The sequence below is a fragment of the Halorhabdus rudnickae genome (assembly GCF_900880625.1).
Lineage (GTDB): Archaea > Halobacteriota > Halobacteria > Halobacteriales > Haloarculaceae > Halorhabdus > Halorhabdus rudnickae.
The window spans coordinates 2058283-2079202 of sequence record NZ_CAAHFB010000001.1 but is presented as its reverse complement, the minus strand read 5'-3'; the positions used below and the strand labels follow the sequence as shown (position 1 = coordinate 2079202).

The following is a 20920-nucleotide window of genomic DNA, read 5'->3' as shown; positions in this document are numbered from 1 at the left end:
ACCCGTGATCGACGGCGCGCTCGAGCGGCTCGACGACGAGATCGCCCGGCGACTCGTTCACGCGAGCACAAGCGCCGTCCCGCTGTCGTACGTCTTCATAGAAGCAGTGTCCTGGCAGGTCGTACAGGTGTTTCTCGGGCTGGCCGTACTGGGTGCGTTCGGTCTCGAAATCGTCCGTCTGTACGTAGGCTTAGACTGGGCGATCTTCGACCGACTTACCCGGAGTTACGAACAGGAGAACTTCGCGGGGTACTTCCTGGGCGCGTTCGGGCTCGCCATCGTCGCCTTTGCGTTCACGCCGCCGGGATCCGACCACCTTGTAGCAGGGCTCACCGAGTCAACCGCAGCGGTGCCGGCAATGTTGATGTTGACGATCGCCGACCCCTTCAGCGGGCTGCTCGGTTCTGGCGAACTCCGACCAGCCAAGCAGACGTGGGTACTGCTTGCGACGTTCGGCCTCAGCACGTTGCTGGCCGCGCCGTTCGTACCGACACTGCCGGCGGTGCTGGGCGGGATCGCCACGACGGTCGCAGACGGGATCAAACCGGTCGTACGAGGATACGTCATCGACGACAACCTGACGATTCCGATCACCGCGGCGGTGACGATGCACCTGGCCGTCGAATTCCTCACGGCGCTCCCACTGTAGGGACACTTTCACCGCGGTACGCGAACGCTTAACCGCGATCATCTCGAATCGCTCGTCAAATGGCGACGACCGACGCCGCCGGCGAGTTCGTCGACCGCCCGCTCGTCGAGCCGGGCGTCCTCCAGCGCCGCGAGTACCAGCTCCAGCTGGCCGAAACGGCCCGCTCGGCCCACACGCTGGTCTGTCTCCCGACTGGGCTGGGCAAAACGACCGTCAGCCTCCTGGTGACCGCACACCGCTTACAGGAGGCCGGCGGCAAATCTCTCTTGCTCGCGCCGACGAAACCGCTGGTCCAGCAACACGCCGACTTCTATCGGGAAGCCCTGACGATTGACGACGAGGAGATTGTCGTCTTCACCGGGGAGGTCAAACCGGACGACCGTTCCGAATTGTGGGAGGAAGCGACGGTCGTCATCGCCACACCTCAGGTCGTCGAGAACGACATCCTGGGCTCGCGGATCGACCTCTCGGCCGTGACCCACTGCACGTTCGACGAGTGTCACCGCGCCAGCGGCGAGTACCCCTACACGTTCATCGCCGAACGCTACCACGCCGAGGCCGAGGAGCCCCTTGTCACGGGCATGAGCGCCTCGCCCGGCGACGACGAGGAAGCGATCCTCCAGGTGTGTGCCAACCTCGGCATCCGCGAGGTCAAGGTAATGACCGAAGACGACGCCGACGTGGCCGAGTATACCCACCAGACCAGCGTCGACTGGGAGCGCGTCGAGTTGCCCGAGCCGGTCGTCGAGATCCGCGACGCGATCCAGGACGTGATCAAAGAGCGGATGACCCAGCTGAAGGAACTCGGCGTCACCTCGAAAACGCAACCCGATGTCTCCGAACGCGAGATCCGCAAGATCCAGGCCAAAATCCAGGAGTTGATGGATGCAGACCAGTCGGAGGGCTACCAGGGGATGAGCCTGCTGGCGGAAGTCCGGAAGCTCCGGACGGCCGTGACCTACGCCGAGACCCAGAGCGTCGAGTCGCTGCGACGGTATCTCGAACGCCTGAAAAACGCCGCCCGCTCCTCGGGTGCCTCGAAAGCCGACCAGCGGCTCGTCAGCGAGCCGAAAGTCCGGGAAGCAGTCCGGAAAGCTGAGAACTTCGACGATCTGCACCCGAAATTCAGACGGACCCGGATGTTGATCGCCGAGACCCTGGGGATCAACGACGGCGAGCGTGTCATCGTCTTCACCGAGTCCCGCGATACTGCCGAGACGCTGACGGACTTCCTGGGCGAACACTTCGACACCCGGAAGTTCGTCGGTCAAAGCGACACCGACGGCAGCGACGGGATGACCCAGACCCAACAACAGGAGACCCTCGACGCGTTCCGGGCCGGCGACTTCGAGGTGCTAGTCTCGACTAGCGTCGCCGAGGAAGGGCTGGACGTCCCCGAAGTCGATCTGGTACTGTTCTACGAGCCCGTCCCGACGGCTATCCGGTCGATCCAGCGCAAGGGCCGGACCGGCCGCCAGACCGAAGGGGCCGTGGTCGTGCTGATCGCCGAAGACACCCGCGACGAGGCTTATTTCTGGAAGTCCCGCCAGGACGAGAAGCGCATGGAGGAAGAACTCCGGTCGCTGAAGGACGTCACTGGCGAGATCGAATCGCGCCTTGACGAACAGGTCGATCTGACGACCTTCGACGGCGACAAAGACAATGCTGACGCCACCGCGGATGACGATTCCCACAAAGGTACTAAATCGCGAGACGGGGCTGGTGAGAGTGATCCGAGTGACGAAAATACCGCCACGAGCGACACCGACGGCCAGACTGGCCTGGACGCGTTCGCACCGACCGGTGACGATGCGGTCGAGTCAGCCAGTGACGACGGAGACGAAGACGACGGGAGGGTGTCAGACGGAACGGTCGCCACCGCCGGAAGCGAGGAGGGGAGCGAAATCGTCATCGACCAGCGTGAACTCGACAGCGCAATCGGCCGTGACCTCGCACGCCGCGAGGGTATCGAAACACGCCTCGAGACGCTACAAGTCGGCGACTACGTGCTCTCGGATCGCGTCATCGTCGAACGAAAGACGGTCTCGGACTTCCTTGACACGCTGACGGGTGGCGACCGATCGGTCTTCGAGCAGGTCAAAGACGACGCTCGCTATTACGACCGGCCAGTCGTGATCTTGGAAGGCGAGGGACTCTACGAGAAGCGCAACGTCCACCCCAACGCGATCCGAGGTGCACTGGCGTCGCTGGCGGTCGACTTCGGCGCGAGCGTCCTCCGGACCGCGGACGAAGACGGGACTGCTGATCTGCTGGCGACGATCGCGACCCGCGAGCAGGAGACGGCCGATCGGGAGATCAGCGTCCACGGCGAGAAGCAATCGAAGACGCTGGCCGAACAGCAGGAGTACGTCGTCGCCTCGATCGCCGACGTCGGGCCGGTGACTGCCCAGGCCTTACTCGAGGAGTTCCGGACGGTCGAAGCGGTGATGGCCGCCAACGAAGACGACCTGCTCGAAGTCGATGGGGTCGGCGAAGTGACAGCGGAACGTATCCGCGAAGTCATCGGGAGCGAGTACGAGGGGTGACCGGAGTGGGAACTGTCAGGCCGATCAAGGAAGACGAACTCGACGCGCTGCGGGATCTCTACGGGATGCTCTTCGAGGAGACACCGGCCCAATCCCCGGCCGTCGAGGCGGCCTGGGACACAATCCAGAACGAGGAATCAACGGTCGTCCTGGGCGTCGAGTACGAGGGGACGCTTGTCTCGACGTGTCAGCTCTCGATCGTCCCGTCGATCTCCCACGGCGGCCGGCCGTTCGGCGTGATCGAATACGTCGTGACCCACGAAGACTACCGCGGGAATGGGTTCGGTCGGGAGTGCATCGAGGGAGCGATCGAGCGCGCACGCGAGCGTGACTGCTACAAAGTCTTACTCCAGACAGGACGGGACGACTCGCGCGTACACGACTTTTACGAAGCCTGTGGGTTTGACCCCGATGCCAAGACGGGATACTCGCTATTGCTCGATGAGACGTAAGCGGAAGTGAACGACGCCCCTGCGGTGGTGTTCGAGCGACCGCGGACCTACCGGTCCTCAGTGGTGATCGCGCCATCCCGAGCCGAGGCCACCAGTAGCTGGCTCACTCGATCCCGAGTGCCGTCGAGAACACCCAGTAGAGGCCGTATCCGACGCCGACCGAAGAGGCCAGCGTTATTAACCAGAACGAGACAGTAACGCCGATCTTCCGCCGGGAGACGCCCGCCGAGCCCGCCGCGAGGCCGCCGCCGATCACCCCAGAGATGATGATGTTGTTGAACGAGATAGGGATCCCCAGCGCGATTGCCGCCTGCGCGATGATGAACCCCGGGACGAGGGCGGCGATCGACCGGCGAGCACCGAGTTGAGCGTACTCTCTGGAGGTGGCCTGCAAGAGGCGCGGGGCACCCATCCAGGCGCCGGCGAGGATCCCCGCCGCGCCGATGGCCAACAGCACGAGCGTCGGCAGGCCCAGTTCCGAGACGAACAGCGATTCGAGGGGACCGGTCGCCAGGCCGACCTGACTGCCGCCACTGGAGAAGGCGACGACGCTGCCTAACAGGACCAGGAAGGTCCGGATGCCACCCTCAGTCGAGGCCTGCGTTCGTCGCCGGATCGCGACGAATCCCAGCGCGGCAAACCCGACGGTGACCGCGACCCGAACGAGCGGCTGTGGCAACTCGACGAGCATCGTAGCGAACCCCGCCAGGGAGTTCTGCGTGCTCCCGGCCGGAGAAGGGATGACGCCGAGTTCGACGTTCGCGACGATTCCCGCGACCACGGCCGCCAGTAACGGGACGCCGACTGTCTCAGGGATATCGTCACGACGCAGGATTGTCGCTGTGCTGTAGGCCAGCCCACCTGAAACGGGGGGCACCAGAAGCCAGAACAGCGCCAGTTGCTGATACTTCGCCATGGCCGGGTCGCCCCCCAGCGACAACCCGACCCCGACCATCGCACCAGTCGTTGCGAAGGCGGCAGGGACCGGATACCCCGACCGGACGCCAAAGGCCATGAACGCCGCGGAAGTGAGCAACCCGGCCGTGGCCGCAAGCGGGGTGATCCCGACGTTCAAGATGAGGTCTCTGCCGACAGTCTCGGAGATCGATCCACCCTGTAAGAGTGCGCCCAGGGCCGCGAGGATACCGATGAGAAATGCCGCCCGCATCGTCGAGATGGCGTTTGCACCGATCGCCGGGGCGAACGGCGGCGAATTCGAGTTCGCGCCGAGTGCCCAGGCCATCCCCACACACGTCAGCGTCGCTAGAACTGCCAGCAGCCCGGAACTCAGTGCCATGCGTCAATCACTCTACTGGTCTCGAGAGCCGTCAAGCGGTCCCTGGGCGTGGCGTCCATTGATCCGATATCGGGAGATAGCCCGCCGCCCTGTTAACCTTATCCCACACTATGATGGATTTCCGTGATAGATTAGCGTCCGGAGACGGACGCCGGGGGGAAACGAGAACACGTCCGTCCGGTCACGTGGCTTCGCGCCACTCCCCGTCGTAGACGTACCCGGCGAGTTCGCCTTCCCCGGCCAGTTGCTCGAAGAGATCAGCCAGTTGGGACCGGCCTTCTGGGACACGGTTCAGAAAAGCACCTTCGAGTAAGTACACGCCAGCGTTGATCAGGTGAGACTCCGACTCTTCTGGTTTCTCAGTGAACCCGACGATCTGGTTGCCCTTCATCTGGACTACTCCGTACTCGGATGTTTCCCCGGACGTGGTCAACGCCATCGTCGCGAGGACGTCCGAATCCCAGTGTGTCCGTGCCATATCGCCGACATCGATGTCACAAAGAACGTCGCCGTTCATCACCAGGAACGTTTCATCTTCGGCGATGTCGATCCGATCGAGACTCCCGGCGGTCCCCATGGCTTCATCCTCATAGAGGACGTTCACGTCTGGGGCCTCCGCCTCGAGGTAAGTCCTGACCGGCGGATCCGCGGTGGCGACGTAGACCCGCTCGATCCCCGCTTCCGTGAGGAATGTAAGTGCGTGTGCGATCGCGGGCTCGTCGTCGACTTCGACGAGACAGGAGCTCTCCCGCCCGCCCCCCAAAATAACGGCGGTACGTACCCCCTGGCTGCGGAGATAGTCCCTGAGAAACGTCTCGACGCCCTTCGACCGGTTCCCGATCCCCTCCTCCTCGATCCGGCGGTCCAACGTCTCCACCAGATCCTCGTCGAGCGTCAGGGAGATCCGCTTTTTGGCCATACCCCATCATATTACCGCCCGAAATAAAATACGTCGGTCCGTGGACGGCACCGACATCACTCTAACGTCATCTGACCGATACTGCGCTACGCTCCGGTCGTGAGAGCCTGCCGTCACTCGACGCTTCCGACCGGCGTCGCCTGCGCGACTGGTTTCGAGGAATCCATGTGCTCCCACTCCTCGCTAAGCGTGTCCATAATCTCCGGTAACGTCGTGTATTCGAGTTCCCCAAGGGGTAACCGATGAGGTTCAAACGGCCCGTGTTCCCGCAGATAGTCGGCCTGTTCGCTTGCCTGCTCGCGTGCCCGATCGAAGGCAACATCGTCGAAGAGGTCGTTCGGGCCGACGAGATTACCATCCGTGATCTGAAAGCCGGCTGCGATACATCGTGGCGGCCCGTCAAAGCGGGATGTCTGAGAGTGTTCCATCGAGACAGGCATCATGGGTCCGACGTGGCTCCCGCGCATCCACCCTGACACCATATGCGGAAACGTAAACGGCTCCAGGACCTCACCAATCGCCGGGAGACCGGACTGTGATCGGACGATCGCCACGGGGTCGTCCTTGCCGACGTACTCACCGGCGACATCGACCAGTTTCTCGGTCGACACCGAGGCGACCGGTTCGTCGGGGTCGTTCTTGTTGCCCTCACGGGGATAGACGCGCTTGATGACATACCGAGAGGGCGCACCGATCAGTGCCAGCAGCTCGTGGGCGTCTTCCGGCGTGTCCAAGAAGACCCTCCGATCTTCCTCAATATCCCAAACCTCGAAGGTGAATCCTTCGTTCATGCTGGGATCGATAACGAGTCCCGCGGTGTTGAACGGGTCACCAAAGACCTTGTACATAGGGAAGTTGAACGCCCCAGGCTCGGTCTTGTCCATCGCGAAGACGACGATCGGATCCGATGGGCGTTCAGTGAATTCGATCTCGGCCGCCCCGGGACCAAGCCCACGAACGTTCCCTGAAAACGCGTCCGAAAGCAGGTCCTGCCCCGCCCCATACAGCCCCAGGTCCTGGGCGACCGCTGTCCCGGACTCGAAAGCGTTCCAGGCGAGTTCGTGGATTCGCTCATCGTCGCTGCCCCGACGATGGGTCAAGATGAGTTGGAGATCGTCACCAGCACTGGTGACGTGATAGTTCTCCAAAACGTCCGCGTGATCCTCGAGGTGAGACTCGATCGCATCCTGAACGCGAGGGTGGGTGTCTGAATGTCCAACGTAGCCGCCAACGTCCGCCTTGATCGCGGACACGGTGATTTTTGTCATTTGACCTCACCAGGTAATACGTCGTAATACTTCCCAAGATTAAATACGTTGTGCTAGCGGCGGTCCTCGATCGAACGGCGAGTTCGGCGAGAAGGCGAGACGAAAACCACGAGAAGATGATCCCGAAACGGCCAGAGAACATATGAGAGTGTCCCGAGTCGAGACAGAGGTCTGCGTGCGATTGACCGTGTCTGGACCCGAAAAGGAAGATCGAGCCGAGAACGCCGGTACGGTTTTGTGACAGGCACCTGAAAATCCGCTATGGACGACCGCGAGGTCGACGTCTCGACGGGCGGGGAGAATATACGGGATATCCATCACCTACTTGCGAAGAAGAAGATCGAAGTTCGGATGTTTTCAATTAGTACATTTACAAATATGAAAATAAAATATATTATTGATGAGTGAATAAAAATATATATATATATATATAGTTAATGTATTTTGAATTGTATGTCGGAGAAAACACGACGTGACGTACTGAAGATGAGTGCAGTAGCAGCAGGAACTGGTCTGTTTTCCACTGTTGGAGCTGCACGGAAACGGACTGGACACAATCGAGGCAATGGTAAGGGCAAGAATAGACACAATCGAGGCAATGGTAAGAGCAAGAATAGAGTCGTCGAAACAGAAACGATTGTTGATGAAAGCGGGAAAACTATTGCAGGAGTTATCATCGACAACGATGGGACAAAAGAACACTATATCGGGCAAGTAGATGCTGAACAAGAAAATGTGAAGGTGAAACAGACATCCCAATCCCAATACCAATCAATGACCTCTGGGGTCGGAACAATGTCGTATGATACTGCTGAGAGGCAGATTTCAACTATGGACAGCGAAAATGAGGACGTCATCAAACGATTCGAGGTCTACAAGAACACGAATGGAGATTGCGGTGCGTATGACTACACGCATCGACGGGACCGGATTGCCTTCGAACTGTTTTCCGAACTGGACGAAGTTGGTGCAGGATCAGTGGCTGCGGCGCTGAGCTCAGCTATCGGAGCCTCTTCCCTAGGTGGTCCGGCTACCGTTGCCCTTACTGGTGCTGTCACGTTTGTCCTCTTAGGAGGCGCTGCACTTACCGAGTATACGTCATACACTATCGGCGCAATCGAATTTGACAAAGGTGCATGGGGTCACACACAGACGATGAGTGGTGCCAAATGGGGTACTGGTTACGGAGTTACGATGCCAAACTTGATTCCGGCCGGTTATACTCCGGGTCATCCAGGGCGCTTGTGAAAATATATTAATATCGAAACATGAATACTCGAATGAGACAATGACCGCATATCGCCATCGAATCGACAACTGGCAATTCGTTGCGTTCTATGTTGGAATCACCGTTGTCATCGGTGGTGTTGCATACGTCGCTCTCGGTGCAATCGATCGGACGGTGACAGAACTTCCGAGACTGTCGCTCGTGCTGGGAGGGGTGACTGGTGCTGCCAGCATGGGGATGGCGTATGTCGAGACACTCGAAAACTGGTTCGAACTATACGAACCATACGGGATCAATGTGGTGGTCTTCCTGCCGTTGCTGTTCGTCTGGATCGAGTCCCTGGCGTGCTTCGCAGGGTTTACGATCGGTTACCTCGTCGGACTCGTCGCGACGCTCGCGGTCGGTGAAGTGTCGCTGGCTCTACGATCGTCGATGTAAATACCTCCCATATCCCTGTCGTTCTGATACCCCCAGCTGGAACAATCTGAAAGAATTCGCCAGCCCCACGCACGCCAGCATTGTCAGGACCGCCAGCAGCCAGAAGGTTGCCGCCAACGTCCTCACCCCCTCAGTACGTTAAATCATATTTTGGCTGCGACACTTCAAGACGGTTCACCCACGGCGTGTTAACAGTCCTCTCCCGGTGGTGAAATGCAGCTGATAGAGCGTTCCTAGTAGAAGACCTGTTGAGCCTGGGGAATTTTATCCCATGCGAGAGAATCCCACGTATGGACGACCGCGAGGTCGATGTCTCGACCGGCGGCCAGAACATCGAGGGTGAGCAGCCCGAACCCGAACCCGAGTCGGTCACCGACGAGACGACGACCCACGGCGAGGGCGTCGAACTCGAACGGACGATCGGTCTGGTCGGAGGGCTAGCGATCGGTATCGGGACGATGATCGGTGCGGGGATCTTCGTCTTTCCCGGCCTCGCCGCCAACCAGGCCGGCCCGGCGGCGGCGCTGTCCTTCGGGATCGGGGGTGTCATCGCCTTGCTGGTCGCGCTGCCGGCCTCGGAACTCGCGACTGCCATGCCCCGCAGCGGCGGCGGCTATTACTTCATCTCCCGTAGTCTGGGGACCGCGGGCGGGGCGATCGTCGGTCTGGGGCTGTGGCTCGGACTGGTCTTCGCCGCGGCCTTCTATCTCGTCGGTCTGGGCCACTACGTCGTTGCTGTACTCGCCGAAGTCGGCATCACGCTCTCGCTCGGGCCAGCCCGCCCCCACGTTGTGCTTGGCCTGATCGCCGGGGCCGCACTCACCGCACTCAGCGTCGCCGGGACCGAGCGCACGGCCGCGCTACAGAACGGCATCGTCGTCATCTTACTCGTCATCCTGACGGGTGTACTCTCCTATGGCGTCCTCGATGCGCTGGGTGTCTTCGGCCGGGGGACTGTCCCCGATACGTTCTTCTCGCGGGGCTATTTCCCGGTTCTTGAGACTGCTGCGCTGGTGTTCACGTCCTATCTGGGATTCGCCCAGGTCGCGACCGTCGCTGGCGAGATCAAGCGCCCGAGTCGGAATCTGCCAGTGGCGATGGTCGGGTCGGTCATCATCGTCACCGTCTTTTACGCGGTGACGATCCTCGTCGCGACCAGCACGTTCGGGGCGGATCGTCTCGGGACCTTCGGCGAAACGGCCATGGTCAACGTCGGCCGGGACCTCCTCGGGTTACCCGGCGCAGTCCTGATCCTGGTGGCTGGTCTGCTCGCGACGTTCTCGAGTGCGAACGCCTCGATCCTGAGCGCCTCGCGATCGATCTACGCGCTGAGCCGCGACGCCCTGCTTCCGAAGAAAGCCAGCGAGATCAACCTGCAATACGGCACGCCCCACGTCGCCCTGGCGATGGCCGGCGGGCCGATTCTCGTCCTCGTGGCGACCGACAGCGTCGAGATCCTGGCGGAGGTGGCCTCGTTCCTGCACCTGGTGATGTACGCGCTGATCTGTCTCGCGTTGCTCGTCCTCAGGCGACGTGATCCGGCGTGGTACGATCCAGACTTCCGGATGCCAGGCGCACCAGTCCTGCCGGCGATCGGTGGCCTCGCGAGCGTCGCCCTGATCGCGTTCATGAATCCAGCCTCGATCGTCATCGGCGTGCTGATCATGGTACTGTCCTACGGCTGGTATCGCTACTACGCCGACGACGTGCAACTCAAAGGAGACATCTAAGATGACCCGACCATCAGTACTCGTCCCGATCCGCATCCTCGAAGGCGAATCGCTCCCGGAAGGCGTCCCAAAACTCCTCGCGAACGCCCACGTCGTCCTGCTGGGGTATCACGTCGTCCCCAGCCAGACCGCGCCCGGCCAGGCCCGGATGCAGTTCGAGGACCGCGCTCTCGATCGGCTCGAAGAGTTCGAAACCGCCCTAGCCGACGCCGGTGCGACTATCGACCACCGGCTGGTGTTCACCCACGATGCCCAGCAGACGATCGACCGCCAGATCACCGAGAACGATTGCCTCGCCGCGCTGGTGCCGCGTGCGCTGGCTGACCTCGAGGACATCCTCGTCGCCGTCCGGGGCACTGTCGGCATCGATCGGCTGGCACGCGTGGTCACGGGGCTGTTCGGCGACCGTGACATCGACATCACGCTCTATCACGTGACAAGCGCCGACGAGACCGACGAAGACGCCGACGTCCTGCTCGACGGACTTACCGACCGGCTGGTCGAGGCCGAGATCGATCCCGCCCGGATCAAGACCCGGACCGACCGGGACGTGAAACCGATCGAGGCGATCGCCGACCTCGCCGAAACGTACGATGCCGTGGTCATGGGTGAATCCGATCCGACGCTCGCGACGTTCGTCTTTGGCATGCCCGCCGATCAGGTCGCAGAGCGGTTCCTCGGCCCCGTGTTGGTTGTCCAGCGAGAACCGACCGACGGCGAGTAATCCTGGTCGGGACCACTGTCATCTCGTCTGCTATCGATTGAATCGTCTCGAATCCGAGTGGTTGGAGAAGCTTCGTCTCTCGGCGTCCGCTCGGGAACCATGCGTGGCCCACAGCGCCGCGAGCTTGAGGCGGTGAACTTGCCTCACCCCGGTCGCTGGTTCGTCGGACGTGCGCCGACGCTCATCACGAAAGGATACCTCTCTGACCCCGAGTATTCCCGGTTCTGTGACGGGATTTACGGATGTCCCCCGGTTGCCTTGTCAGGACGAAAGATCCAACCGAAGTTCGAACATACCCCCATATTTCAAATATACCCGTAATGTAACCCTGTAGCAACAGTTTGATGTTATCCTTCACTAACTACTATCAGCATGTCAAATACGAGAAAAACTATCAATGTATCGAGACGGAGCGTACTGAAAGGCCTCGCCGGGGCGGCCACAGCAGTGACGACGGGCGTTGGCGGTTTCGTACCGGCTGGGGCTTCGGGGGGCGAGTCGGTTGCACTCCAGTATTTTCACGAGGATTGGGAGAGGACCACGAACGACCTCGATCGAGTCGCATCGAGAGGATACGACGCGATCTGGATCCAGCAGCCCGCCAAAGGCGCAGTGACGAAAGAGGAGCAGAACGGTCGGAACGACCCGCCGCTGGGGTACCAGCCGGTCGATCTGCGGAACTTCGACAGCGAACTGGGGACCAAGGCTGAACTCAAGACGCTGATCGACACTGCACACGACAAGGGCGTCGAGGTGTATCTGGACACAGTCATGAACCACATGGCGGCCGAGCCTTACGATACGTTCCCATATTTCTCCTCGCAGGACTTCCACAACGAAGGCGGGATCGAAGACTGGTCCTATCAGTTCGATTCGCGTGACGAACGCTGTTTCGAGAACGGGACCCCGAAAGATCCGGGCAGGATCGAATGTGACCCGGACATGGTCGAGAACGGCAACCTGCTCGGACTGAAGGATCTCGACCAGGACAAGCAGTACGTCCGAGACCAATTGAAGCGGTACATGGAAGACATCGCTGCGCTCGGTGCCGACGGCTACCGCTTCGACGCCGTCAAGCACATCCCAGAGTCGTTCTTCGCGAATTACGCCAACCAGTGGGCGCAGAACCTGGACATGTTCCGGGTTGGCGAGGTACTCAGCGGTTCGACTGACTACCTCTCCGGGTACGTAAACGCCGGCCCGGGTATGCACGCCTTCGATTATCCGCTGTATTTCGTGCTGCAAGGGGTCTTCGACTATGGCGATATGAGTCGGCTCCAGGGGGCTGGATTGGTCGCCCAGAACCCGATGCGAGCGATGCCCTTCGTCGAGAACCACGACCAGAACGGCCCTACACAGTACGAACTGGCCCACGCGTTCGTGTTGACGATCGAAGGGTACCCAGTCGTCTACAACCGCTACCCCGACTGGGTTCTGGAAAACGACGCCATCACCAACATGGTCTGGGTGAAGTCGAATCTCGCTGGCGGGGAGACGCGCTGGCGATACACCGACGCCGATCTGGCGGTCTACGAACGCGAGAAAAACCTGCTCGTGGGACTCAACAACAGCAGCTACGACCGGACCCAGACGGTCCAGACGTCCTGGTCCCGACAGGATCTCAAAGATTACGCCGGCAATGGCAACCCGGTGACGACCAACTCAGATGGGACGGTCCAGATCACAGTCCCATCGGAGGGATGGGTCTTCTACGCGACGCCGGGACAATGACGACGGCACCGGCGTGGTAAGGCATTCTGACGCTCCGGATCGAGGTGCGACCGCCGAGGCGTGTCCGTGTTGATCACCAGTAACACCGATTCCCGAGGGGAGACATTTTCGCTATCTCCAACGACGATGAGCGCCGCGGAACCCGATTTCAATATATTGCTATACAGTTTATCGCCATCGCCCGGGCAAAACGACGAGCAGCAGGGGTGCGACGACCCTACCGGGACAATGAGGCCGTCACTTGGCCCGAGAAATACGCGACTCGAAACCAATGACGGGGCCACACGGCTCGGGCCTTGCGCGTGAGCGCCGACACGGATTCGGATTGGTACCGTCACGGAACATCGCTACACAGTATACGACGCGTCCGAGCTCCTCACGCCGTTCGGATCAGATACATCGTGGCCGGGGCAGAAGACCAGACAGATCGGTATCGATTCAGCACTCTGTCGCATCCGGAAAGAATGTGGGAGAGATCGCCCCAGCTCTTCGTTGCCATTGAGTGGCCTGAGCACCCGTCTTACGGGGACTACGACCGAGCAGCGTGGTGACCCGACCGTAGCCCACATAAACCATATATGGCTATACTAAAATCAGGCTCGCCGCCTGAGTCGACCCCGAACGAACGGCCGGACTGGCGTGACACCGAGCTCGAATCGGTCCATCTCGACGACGTCGAACGCCTCATTACTGGCGAACAGCGAGGCGGTGCGACGCGTGAGATGACACCCGCCGGCGAGTCGCTTCCAGGCCGGTGCGACAGTCGTCTGGACCGCCTCCCGCCAGCCATCATCGGCGACGTGTTCGAGAAACCGGAATTCCCCGCCCGGACGCACCACCCGCCGGACCTCCGAAAGCGAGGCCGCGACATCCGGTACCGTACAGAACACCATCGAGGATACCACGGCGTCGAAGTGGTCATCCGGGAACGGCAGGTCGGCCGCACCGGCGTCGTGGAGTTCGATCTCGGATGCAGCGTCTGGGAACCGGTTTCGGGCTCGATCCCGCATGTGTCGATCAGGTTCAGTAGCATGGACCGACGCGCGCCCGTCAAAATAGGGGAACATCGCGCCGGTGCCCGCGCCGAGATCCAGCACGGTCCCCGTGAGGTCACGGGCGAGGTACTCCCGGTGCGGTTTGAGGATCGTTCGTTCGACGAGAGCCATCGCCGGGTCGTAGATCATAGCGAACAGCGGATGGGCGGGGTCGCCGTTTTCGGTCATTGGTTCCGGTAGCTGCCGTTGAGGCGTGGGACTTGGCTTCCCGGCTGTTCTTGACCCCTCTCTATATTTCCCGAACGATTTCACACCTCGGTTCCCACAGGACGTATGGAGTTGCGCAGCGAACCCGCGGAGTGGCAGGAAGACGATCCGGAGCCGGTGTCCGTCCGCATCCAACGCGCCGATGAGACCGTCGAGACATCCATCTCCGTGGATGGCGAGTCGTATACGATGCTTCGCCAGGGGTAGCTGACGGACACCGAGACGCTTCGCGTCGGGATGATGGCGGCAGCGCCGGCTGGAGATGGGTTCGAGGTGATGTTCGGGAACTTCACGGTCGAGTGAGCACGGAGCGTGATCGGCACCAGTTGCGGCCCAGTAGTGAACCGATTGCTTTACTATCTGGAACACACAGGTCCCGGTATGAACGAATTCACGGACCGGTTCACCGATCGATTCGAACCGCTTGGCGTCACACTGGGCGCTTTTCTCGTCGTCGTGGCGCTCGGAACGATTGCGGGGATGCCCTGGACGACCAACGGTAGCGTCCTGGTATCGGCCATACAGTTACTCGGCATCGCAGGCATGATTGCGATCGGTGTCGGTCTCGCCTGGCTGGCCCGTCTCGAGTAAGAGTCGCCGGCTCGTTTTTAGCCCCTGACAGGCAGGTAGGCCAGTCCAAGCAACAGGATCGCAGCGAGCAGACTGAGGATCGCCACACCCCAGAGACCGAGCATCCGTTCGTGGTAGTAGTCGATCTCCTCGAGTTGTTGCTGGTAGGACTCGTAGTCCTCTCCGTGTTGGAGGATCTGGACCGACGAACTGCCGGGGAAGTGCGCGAAGTACGACTGTCCGTTCAGCGTGACGTTCGCTCCTTCCGAGAGGGAGATCGTATTCGTGCGCTCGTCCGACCAAGAGAGGGGGACGGTCCCGGCCGTGATGTTGCCGACCGTGACCGTCGACCCCTCGTAGGTCAGGGTAGCACCCTCAGAGAGAGATGCCGTGTCTGGTTCGGGTAGATACGTCGCAAGCGGCGTCGTCGAGTCGTTCGCTCGCCAGACGACCGATTTTACGCCGTCGACTGTGACTGTCTCGTTGTAGACGGCCGGATCGTTCACCAGCCGGGTCGAGACGTCGAACTGCTGGTGGAACGATACAGAGTCCGGATCCGTGGCGTTGGGGACGGACACGAGGTACGGTTCGCCCCAGGTCAGCGTCACGCCCTCAGCGTCGACAGTCGTCACTGTCGTCTCGTTGCCGCGGTAGTTCAGGGTATCGCCGACCGCGATCGTTGCGGTCTCGGAGTCGTTCCCGACGGGTTCGAGTGTGGCCGTCGGCGGATCGGTCGACGTGTTCACGCCGAGCTGGAACGTCCCGTCGGCGGTGGATATCTCTGCGCCGTCCGCAAGCGTACTCGACCAGCGGGCCGCCTGGCCGTCCCAGGTGAGCGTCAACGGCGAGACGGTGGTTCCGTTCTCCAGGGTAGCCGAGAACTCGGCCGCGGGGTTACGCCAGGTGAGTTCGCCCGATCCGTCATCGACGGAGGCCACAGTGTACGTCCGATCGCCCACTGAGAGCGTGTCGCCAGCGGCGTAGGCGTCACCGGCCAGCGACACCGACGGTTCCTCGGTCACGCCCATGAATCCGTAGGCGCCGGCCCCGACGACGAGGAAGAGCGCGATGTAGATCGCCGCAGCACGTCGTTGCATATCACGTCGATGCGGCGGGCCGACCGGTAAACGTTACGACACCGGGGAAATCGGTCGACAACGGGCGGTCCCCGTCACGTCGGTCGCGGGACCGGTAACGCCCGATGACGCCGCGGCGGCACGAGAAAGTTACCTCGATTCGTGGTAAAGATGTACTCCAGGATCCCGTTGTTGACCCGCTGGCGGATCGCCGGCTCGTCGGTCAGGTCAGCCCCGTTCATCGCTTCTCGGACCGCCTCGAACGCCGAGATACCGCGCTGCAACGACGGGAAGTGCAGCGCGGCGACGTCGCCGTCGGTCGACTCGACGTGGCGTCGCAACAGCCGGACGTTGCCCTCCGCGTCGCGGTTCGCCCGGGCTGCCTTCTGGGCGTGGCCGACCCGTCCGAACTCGCTGGCATGCTCGCGGACGTTCTCGATCATCTCCGGGGTGAGTCCGCTGTCGCCCCCCAGGTTCTCGCCGACGCCCTCGACGAGAGCGTCTTCGGCGTGGGCGGGACTGAACAGTTCCGCGACGCGTTGTTCGAAGTCCTGTTCGACGTACCAGTCCTCGAGTCGCTGGCGGAGCCGCGAGACGTGTTTGGTCGTCCCGCCGGCGAACGGGCCCGAATCGATCGTGACGTAGTCCTCGGTGGCCTGGTTGCCCCGGAATCCCGCCTCGAACCCCATGAACAGGGGGGCAGCCTCGGGGACGGGTTCGGTGTCCGGGATCCCCGCAACGTCCTGTCGGTCGGCCGGCATTCCGGGACCGACGAAGCCCGAACGGCGGTCGTCGACGGTCAGCGCGTCCGTGATCGGAGGCGCGACGGTGACGCCGTTTGCCTGCTCGCGCTCGCCCGTCAGGGCTGCCTCGGCTTCCAGAATCACGTCGGCGCGGTCGCTTGCGAGGTGCAACAGGGCGTCCTGGGTGTCGAATTCGGGTTCCTCGAAAGGAGAGAGCCGCCGGGGTTGCGGAAGGTCGATCTCGTCCGGCAACGATGTCTCAAAGCGCTCGAAGTACGCCGGCGAGTAGGCGATCGAATAGACCAGGCCCTCGTTCGAGCGCTCGTAGGCGTGATCGAGCGTCCGGAGCGCCTCACGAACGGCCCCGCGGTCGGCGTCGGTCGGTGGCCCCTCGCGGTCGAGTGTCAGGTACAGCAACGACTGGTGACGTGGCAGTTCGGCGTTGCCGTGCTCGTCGGTCCGGATACGATCGTTCCAGGCGTGCTGACGTTCGCCCAAAGTCTCAGGGTCCTCGACGCCACTCGGTACGGGTTCGTCAGTGACGTCGAGACACGCGCTCAGTGCGGCCGCTCCGCCAGCAGCCACGGCGGCCTTCAGGAACTGCCGGCGGTCGTATCCCGGTCTCGAGTCCATCACTTTCCTTTGACGATCCGGGGCCAAAACCGCGTCGGCACCGGCGATCCGGATCGTCAGTCCTCTCACAGCGACAGATCAGCGGTCGGTACGTCGAAAAAGGCTGTCTCGTAGCCCTCGTGGCGGGCGACCTGGGGTGGAGTGTCGACGGTGAGTGACAGTTCCCCGCCGTCGCCAGTGGGAACTGTCGTGCCGTAGTGGTATCCCAGGTCAGGGTCGATCGTCCGGGTCAGTTGGCCGTCGGTGACCGGCCCGCCATCTTCGAGCGTCGCCGAGAGACCCATCCGCGAGAGCGAATAGCCGTTGTACCGCGTGCGTGGCGAGACCGCGAGATACGATCCCGATCCGTCGACGCCGGTGGGCGGATCGACGAGCGCCGCGACGTAGCGGACATCGTCCGCCATCGTCGTCGCCGTTCTCTCGGGCAGTTCCTCGGGAGCGGGAGCGATGCCTGTCGGGACCGCGTCCATCGACATCGGTTCGAGCGCGTCGCGTTCGCCGGCACGGTCGAGGCGTTCGAACCGGATCTCCCGCATTGCACTCTCGTCGAACGTAAACGTGAAAGTCGCCGTCGCGGGTTCGGTGAACCGGCCGGCGAACGCCCCTGTCGGGCGGCTCGTCGTGGCTCCGACGCGGACGTTCACCTCGTAGGTCTCGCCGTCGGAAAGCCCGGTGAAGTTTGCGCCGTGGTGGACGCCCATCGGCTGGGAGAGCATCGCATAGATAGTCTCCTGGGAGACCAGCGACCCGTCCTGCATGATCTCGATTGAAACGCCCACGTCAGGGAGGACGAGTCCGGTCTGAGGATCCCAGACAGTCGCCATCAGGTGCACCGAATCGTCGTCTGCGATCGACGTGCGCTCGCGCCCGTCACCGGTGACCGTCCAGAAACGATGGGGGTAGCTATAGGAGAGGGCAACGGCATAGTCGCCGACCGTCATCGTACCGACCATCTCCATCCCCTCGACGTGGCCGGGGACGTAGACTGCATCGGGCCGATCGTCGAGCACCGGCGGGACATCGATCGCACGCGACTCGAGCGATCCACAGCCCGCGATCGCGGCGACGCCAAGCACCGATCCGGCGCGAAGAAACTGCCGTCTGAACACGGTTGCCATACGCGGCGATCCCCAAAACGGATTGCGATTGCGGCGGTCGCTACCGCGAGGCCGGCGATCCGCCGGCCCCGAGTTCGCGGCGTTTCGTCCGGGCGGCGTACAACGTCGCGACCGTCAGCGAAATCATCGCGGCGTCGAGGATGTGTTCGAGTGCGTGGAACGAGCCGATCCCCAGACCGGCGAACGCCAGCCCCAATCGGCCAGCCATCACCACCAGCACCCCAAGGAGAAACGCACGGATCCAGGCCACCTCCGGGCGCCGATCGACCGCCACCCGGGCGAGGGCGAGACCCACAAGCGTCCCGCCAGCGACGACCACGACAGTCAGCCCGCCGTCGATCGTCCCGGTCTTGGGGGCGTGTAATACCCACGAACCGAACGCTACCATAGAAGGGTTGACGTCGGCAGGCGTACAAACGGTTTCGGTTCGCTCCGATTCATAGTTCTCATGCTACAGCTCCGGCAAACCATCAGTCCGAACGTTCGGGCCTGACCACGTCCCGACAGTCCGGACAGGTCGCGTACATCGCCTCGCCGTCAGTGCGTTCGTACCGGATAATGACGCGGCCGGGGTCGATCGCGGCCCCACATTGGGGACAGCGGCCGACGATACGGGTATCTGAGTGCATTGTGTCGAAAGGGGAACGACGGAGCGTGCGACTGCGTGTCACCAGCGACGCTCCACTTTCGAATGGGTCGGGAGGGAGTAAATAAGCCATCCCACCGGAGTGAAAGTGAAACTGCGCGACTGCGTGGCGAGGGTGTAAATTCGCGAAACTGGTTTCACCACGCCAGTCGAAGTCACTGCAGTGACCGACGAACGCTATCGCACGGTCGCCGGCCCCGGCGAAGCGCGCTTTACGATTTCGGGCTCGGAGTTCATCGGCCACGCCCGCCCTGTCGAAACCGTCGAGGCAGCCGAGTCGTTCGTCGATTCGATCCGGGCGGAATACGACGACGCGACCCACAACGTCCCGGCCTACCGGGTGCGGGCCGATCCGCTCCGGGAGTGGGCCAGCGACGACGGCGAGCCCTCGGGTTCGGCGGGGAAACCGGCGCTCAACGTCCTCGAAGGGCAGGATCTGGAGAACGTGGTCGTCGTCGTGACGCGATTCTTCGGCGGGACCGAACTCGGCGTCGGCGGCCTGGTGAGTGCCTATTCGCGAGCGGTGAAAGAGGCGATCGACGACGCCGACGTCCGGGAAGAACGACCACACGAGCGCCTGGCGATCGAAGTTGCGTACGACGATTCCGGGACTGTACGGGGGATTCTGGAGAGTGAAGGTGTGGAGTTCGAAGCCGCATACGAGGAGGTCGTTTCCTTCGAGGTTCGGGTGCCGACCACCGAGACCGACGCCCTTCGCGATCGGATCGCGAGCGCGACCAGCGGCCGGGCGACAGTCGGAGCGACAGCCGATTCTCCAATGTGACCGCCGGCACACGGTGACGCCTTCGCGCTGGCGACCGCCGAAGACGCCGACGCGACGCTACTGATCGGTGAGGTCGACGATTACGACGGGATAGCGGAGGTTCCGATGGGCGGTTCCGCGACGGTGGCGTCTAATCGGTGTCGTTGCAGACGCACGTACAACCATGCACCATGTGATGTAATATACTATTCGAAACACTAATGAATGCATAGGAATGACACCTTCCCAAGGAATATTCATGTCCAAGCCGCCAGGCCGGGATGATCGCGGTCAGTTCACGTCCGGCTTCGACGATCAGGACATCATCCGGTACTTCGCCGTTGGACGGCCGTTCCACACCGCCGGAGAGGTCGCCGACCGGTTCGACATCGACCGATCGACCGCCTATCGTCGTCTCCGGAAGCTATCGGAGGCGGGGCGACTAGAGAAAGTCTCCCTCGGCAGTCGTACCGTGGTGTGGTGGTACACGGACGACAGCGAGGGCAACGAGGACGACGCCGGGGATACGCTGTTCGATGCCCCGGCGTTTGCCATCGATGACCCGGTCGGCGACGACGAGATTGACGATGTCCTTTACGGACCAGTCGAGCAATGAGCGGGGTCGGGGCGACACCGTTGTTCGTCGACACGGGTGCGTTTTTCGCGTACTTCGTTTCGAACACGCCACGCCACGACCAGGCGCGGGCAGTCATGGACGCGATCGGGGACGATAGACTGCACTTTCGACCGCTGTACACGACGAACTACGTCATGAGCGAACTAGCGACGCTCGTGTTGCGAAAGGCCGGCCACGAGCGGGCGACAGCGACGCTGTCGTGGATTCAGGACTCAGACGCAGTGACGATCCTGCACCCGGACGCGACGACGTTCGGTGCCATCTGCGAGGAATTCGAGCGCTACGACGACCAGCAGATTTCGTTCGTCGATCACGCGACGGCGACGCTGGCACGTGAGCACGACATCGAACATGTCTTTGCCTTCGACACTGACTTCCGGACGCTGGGACTGTCGCTCGTTCCTGCCGGCATTGATGGACCCGACGTGTAGTCAGGTCAGTGGATGCAGACACTACTGTAAGCTGTTCACTCAGTGACTGCAGGCAACCA

Annotated in this window: 22 protein-coding genes; 13 read left to right on the top strand and 9 right to left on the bottom strand. The window is 62.0% G+C overall.

Going from position 1 to position 20920, the window contains the following annotated elements:
• The first annotated feature begins 4 nt into the window (after positions 1-4).
• Genes BN2694_RS10455 through BN2694_RS10445 form a run of 3 tightly spaced genes read left to right on the top strand, consistent with a single transcriptional unit; the run spans position 5 to position 3647 of the window.
• On the top strand, positions 5-649 hold the full coding sequence (locus BN2694_RS10455) for a dolichol kinase (protein WP_135664920.1): 645 nt from the start codon (positions 5-7) through the stop codon (positions 647-649).
• Between the two features lie 59 nt (positions 650-708).
• Positions 709-3195 carry a DEAD/DEAH box helicase gene (locus BN2694_RS10450; RefSeq protein WP_135664917.1) on the top strand — a complete coding sequence of 829 codons (2487 nt, stop codon included), beginning with the start codon at positions 709-711 and terminating at the stop codon, positions 3193-3195.
• A gap of 5 nt (positions 3196-3200) precedes the next feature.
• Entirely contained in the window at positions 3201-3647 is a 447-nt protein-coding gene (locus BN2694_RS10445) for a GNAT family N-acetyltransferase (RefSeq protein WP_167880006.1), read from the top strand.
• A gap of 103 nt (positions 3648-3750) precedes the next feature.
• Here BN2694_RS10445 and BN2694_RS10440 read toward each other — a convergent pair whose 3' ends face one another.
• The 3 genes from BN2694_RS10440 to fbp all read right to left on the bottom strand — a co-directional run bounded on the left by BN2694_RS10440 (position 3751) and on the right by fbp (position 7131).
• The gene (locus BN2694_RS10440; RefSeq protein WP_135664910.1) at positions 3751-4944 is read right to left on the bottom strand and encodes an inorganic phosphate transporter; all 1194 of its coding nucleotides are present in this window, start codon (positions 4942-4944) and stop codon (positions 3751-3753) included.
• Between the two features lie 181 nt (positions 4945-5125).
• Positions 5126-5863: a sugar phosphate nucleotidyltransferase gene (locus BN2694_RS10435; protein WP_135664907.1), complete on the bottom strand. Its 738-nt coding sequence runs from the start codon at positions 5861-5863 to the stop codon at positions 5126-5128.
• Between the two features lie 113 nt (positions 5864-5976).
• A complete protein-coding gene (fbp, locus tag BN2694_RS10430) occupies positions 5977-7131 on the bottom strand; it encodes a fructose-1,6-bisphosphate aldolase/phosphatase (RefSeq protein ID WP_135664904.1) in 1155 nt (384 codons plus the stop codon).
• A 453-nt stretch (positions 7132-7584) separates the two neighbouring features.
• On the opposite strand from fbp, the gene BN2694_RS10425 reads away from it, so the two are divergent.
• The 5 genes from BN2694_RS10425 (at position 7585) to BN2694_RS10405 (ending at position 12982) form a co-directional block, all read left to right on the top strand.
• Positions 7585-8379: a twin-arginine translocation signal domain-containing protein gene (locus BN2694_RS10425; RefSeq protein WP_135664902.1), complete on the top strand. Its 795-nt coding sequence runs from the start codon at positions 7585-7587 to the stop codon at positions 8377-8379.
• 40 nt (positions 8380-8419) lie between these two features.
• Complete coding sequence (locus tag BN2694_RS10420; RefSeq protein ID WP_135664899.1) at positions 8420-8797, top strand: hypothetical protein; 378 nt, start codon at positions 8420-8422, stop codon at positions 8795-8797.
• Positions 8798-9087: 290 nt separating this feature from the next.
• On the top strand, positions 9088-10527 hold the full coding sequence (locus tag BN2694_RS10415) for an APC family permease (protein WP_135664896.1): 1440 nt from the start codon (positions 9088-9090) through the stop codon (positions 10525-10527).
• A gap of 1 nt (position 10528) precedes the next feature.
• A complete protein-coding gene (locus BN2694_RS10410) occupies positions 10529-11251 on the top strand; it encodes a universal stress protein (protein WP_135664894.1) in 723 nt (240 codons plus the stop codon).
• Between the two features lie 372 nt (positions 11252-11623).
• Entirely contained in the window at positions 11624-12982 is a 1359-nt protein-coding gene (locus BN2694_RS10405) for an alpha-amylase domain-containing protein (RefSeq protein ID WP_135664891.1), read from the top strand.
• 593 nt (positions 12983-13575) lie between these two features.
• On the opposite strand, the gene BN2694_RS10400 is transcribed toward BN2694_RS10405, so the two are convergent.
• Complete coding sequence (locus BN2694_RS10400; RefSeq protein ID WP_135664888.1) at positions 13576-14205, bottom strand: class I SAM-dependent methyltransferase; 630 nt, start codon at positions 14203-14205, stop codon at positions 13576-13578.
• Positions 14206-14310: 105 nt separating this feature from the next.
• Here BN2694_RS10400 and BN2694_RS17105 point away from each other — a divergent pair, with 105 nt between their 5' ends.
• Entirely contained in the window at positions 14311-14451 is a 141-nt protein-coding gene (locus BN2694_RS17105) for a DUF1349 domain-containing protein (protein ID WP_167880005.1), read from the top strand.
• Between the two features lie 174 nt (positions 14452-14625).
• Positions 14626-14835 (top strand): hypothetical protein, encoded by a 210-nt coding sequence (locus tag BN2694_RS10395; RefSeq protein ID WP_135664884.1) that lies wholly within the window; start codon positions 14626-14628, stop codon positions 14833-14835.
• A gap of 17 nt (positions 14836-14852) precedes the next feature.
• Here BN2694_RS10395 and BN2694_RS10390 read toward each other — a convergent pair whose 3' ends face one another.
• From BN2694_RS10390 to BN2694_RS17100, 5 genes are all read right to left on the bottom strand, one after another.
• Positions 14853-15911, bottom strand: a complete 1059-nt coding sequence (locus tag BN2694_RS10390; RefSeq protein WP_135664882.1) for a hypothetical protein — start codon at positions 15909-15911, stop codon at positions 14853-14855.
• A gap of 74 nt (positions 15912-15985) precedes the next feature.
• Positions 15986-17269: a DUF7405 family protein gene (locus tag BN2694_RS10385; protein WP_449272218.1), complete on the bottom strand. Its 1284-nt coding sequence runs from the start codon at positions 17267-17269 to the stop codon at positions 15986-15988.
• Positions 17270-17331: 62 nt separating this feature from the next.
• A complete protein-coding gene (locus BN2694_RS10380) occupies positions 17332-18375 on the bottom strand; it encodes a DUF7350 domain-containing protein (RefSeq protein WP_394346585.1) in 1044 nt (347 codons plus the stop codon).
• A 49-nt stretch (positions 18376-18424) separates the two neighbouring features.
• Positions 18425-18772: a hypothetical protein gene (locus BN2694_RS10375; RefSeq protein WP_135664873.1), complete on the bottom strand. Its 348-nt coding sequence runs from the start codon at positions 18770-18772 to the stop codon at positions 18425-18427.
• Between the two features lie 82 nt (positions 18773-18854).
• On the bottom strand, positions 18855-19013 hold the full coding sequence (locus BN2694_RS17100; RefSeq protein ID WP_167880004.1) for a DUF7837 family putative zinc-binding protein: 159 nt from the start codon (positions 19011-19013) through the stop codon (positions 18855-18857).
• A 180-nt stretch (positions 19014-19193) separates the two neighbouring features.
• On the opposite strand from BN2694_RS17100, the gene BN2694_RS10370 reads away from it, so the two are divergent.
• From BN2694_RS10370 to BN2694_RS10360, 3 genes are all read left to right on the top strand, one after another.
• Positions 19194-19814 (top strand): IMPACT family protein, encoded by a 621-nt coding sequence (locus tag BN2694_RS10370; RefSeq protein WP_135664871.1) that lies wholly within the window; start codon positions 19194-19196, stop codon positions 19812-19814.
• Positions 19815-20052: 238 nt separating this feature from the next.
• Positions 20053-20409, top strand: a complete 357-nt coding sequence (locus tag BN2694_RS10365) for a winged helix-turn-helix domain-containing protein (RefSeq protein ID WP_135664868.1) — start codon at positions 20053-20055, stop codon at positions 20407-20409.
• A complete protein-coding gene (locus BN2694_RS10360; protein WP_135664865.1) occupies positions 20406-20861 on the top strand; it encodes a type II toxin-antitoxin system VapC family toxin in 456 nt (151 codons plus the stop codon). Before BN2694_RS10365 ends, BN2694_RS10360 begins: the two co-directional genes overlap by 4 nt.
• Positions 20862-20920 lie beyond the last annotated feature (59 nt).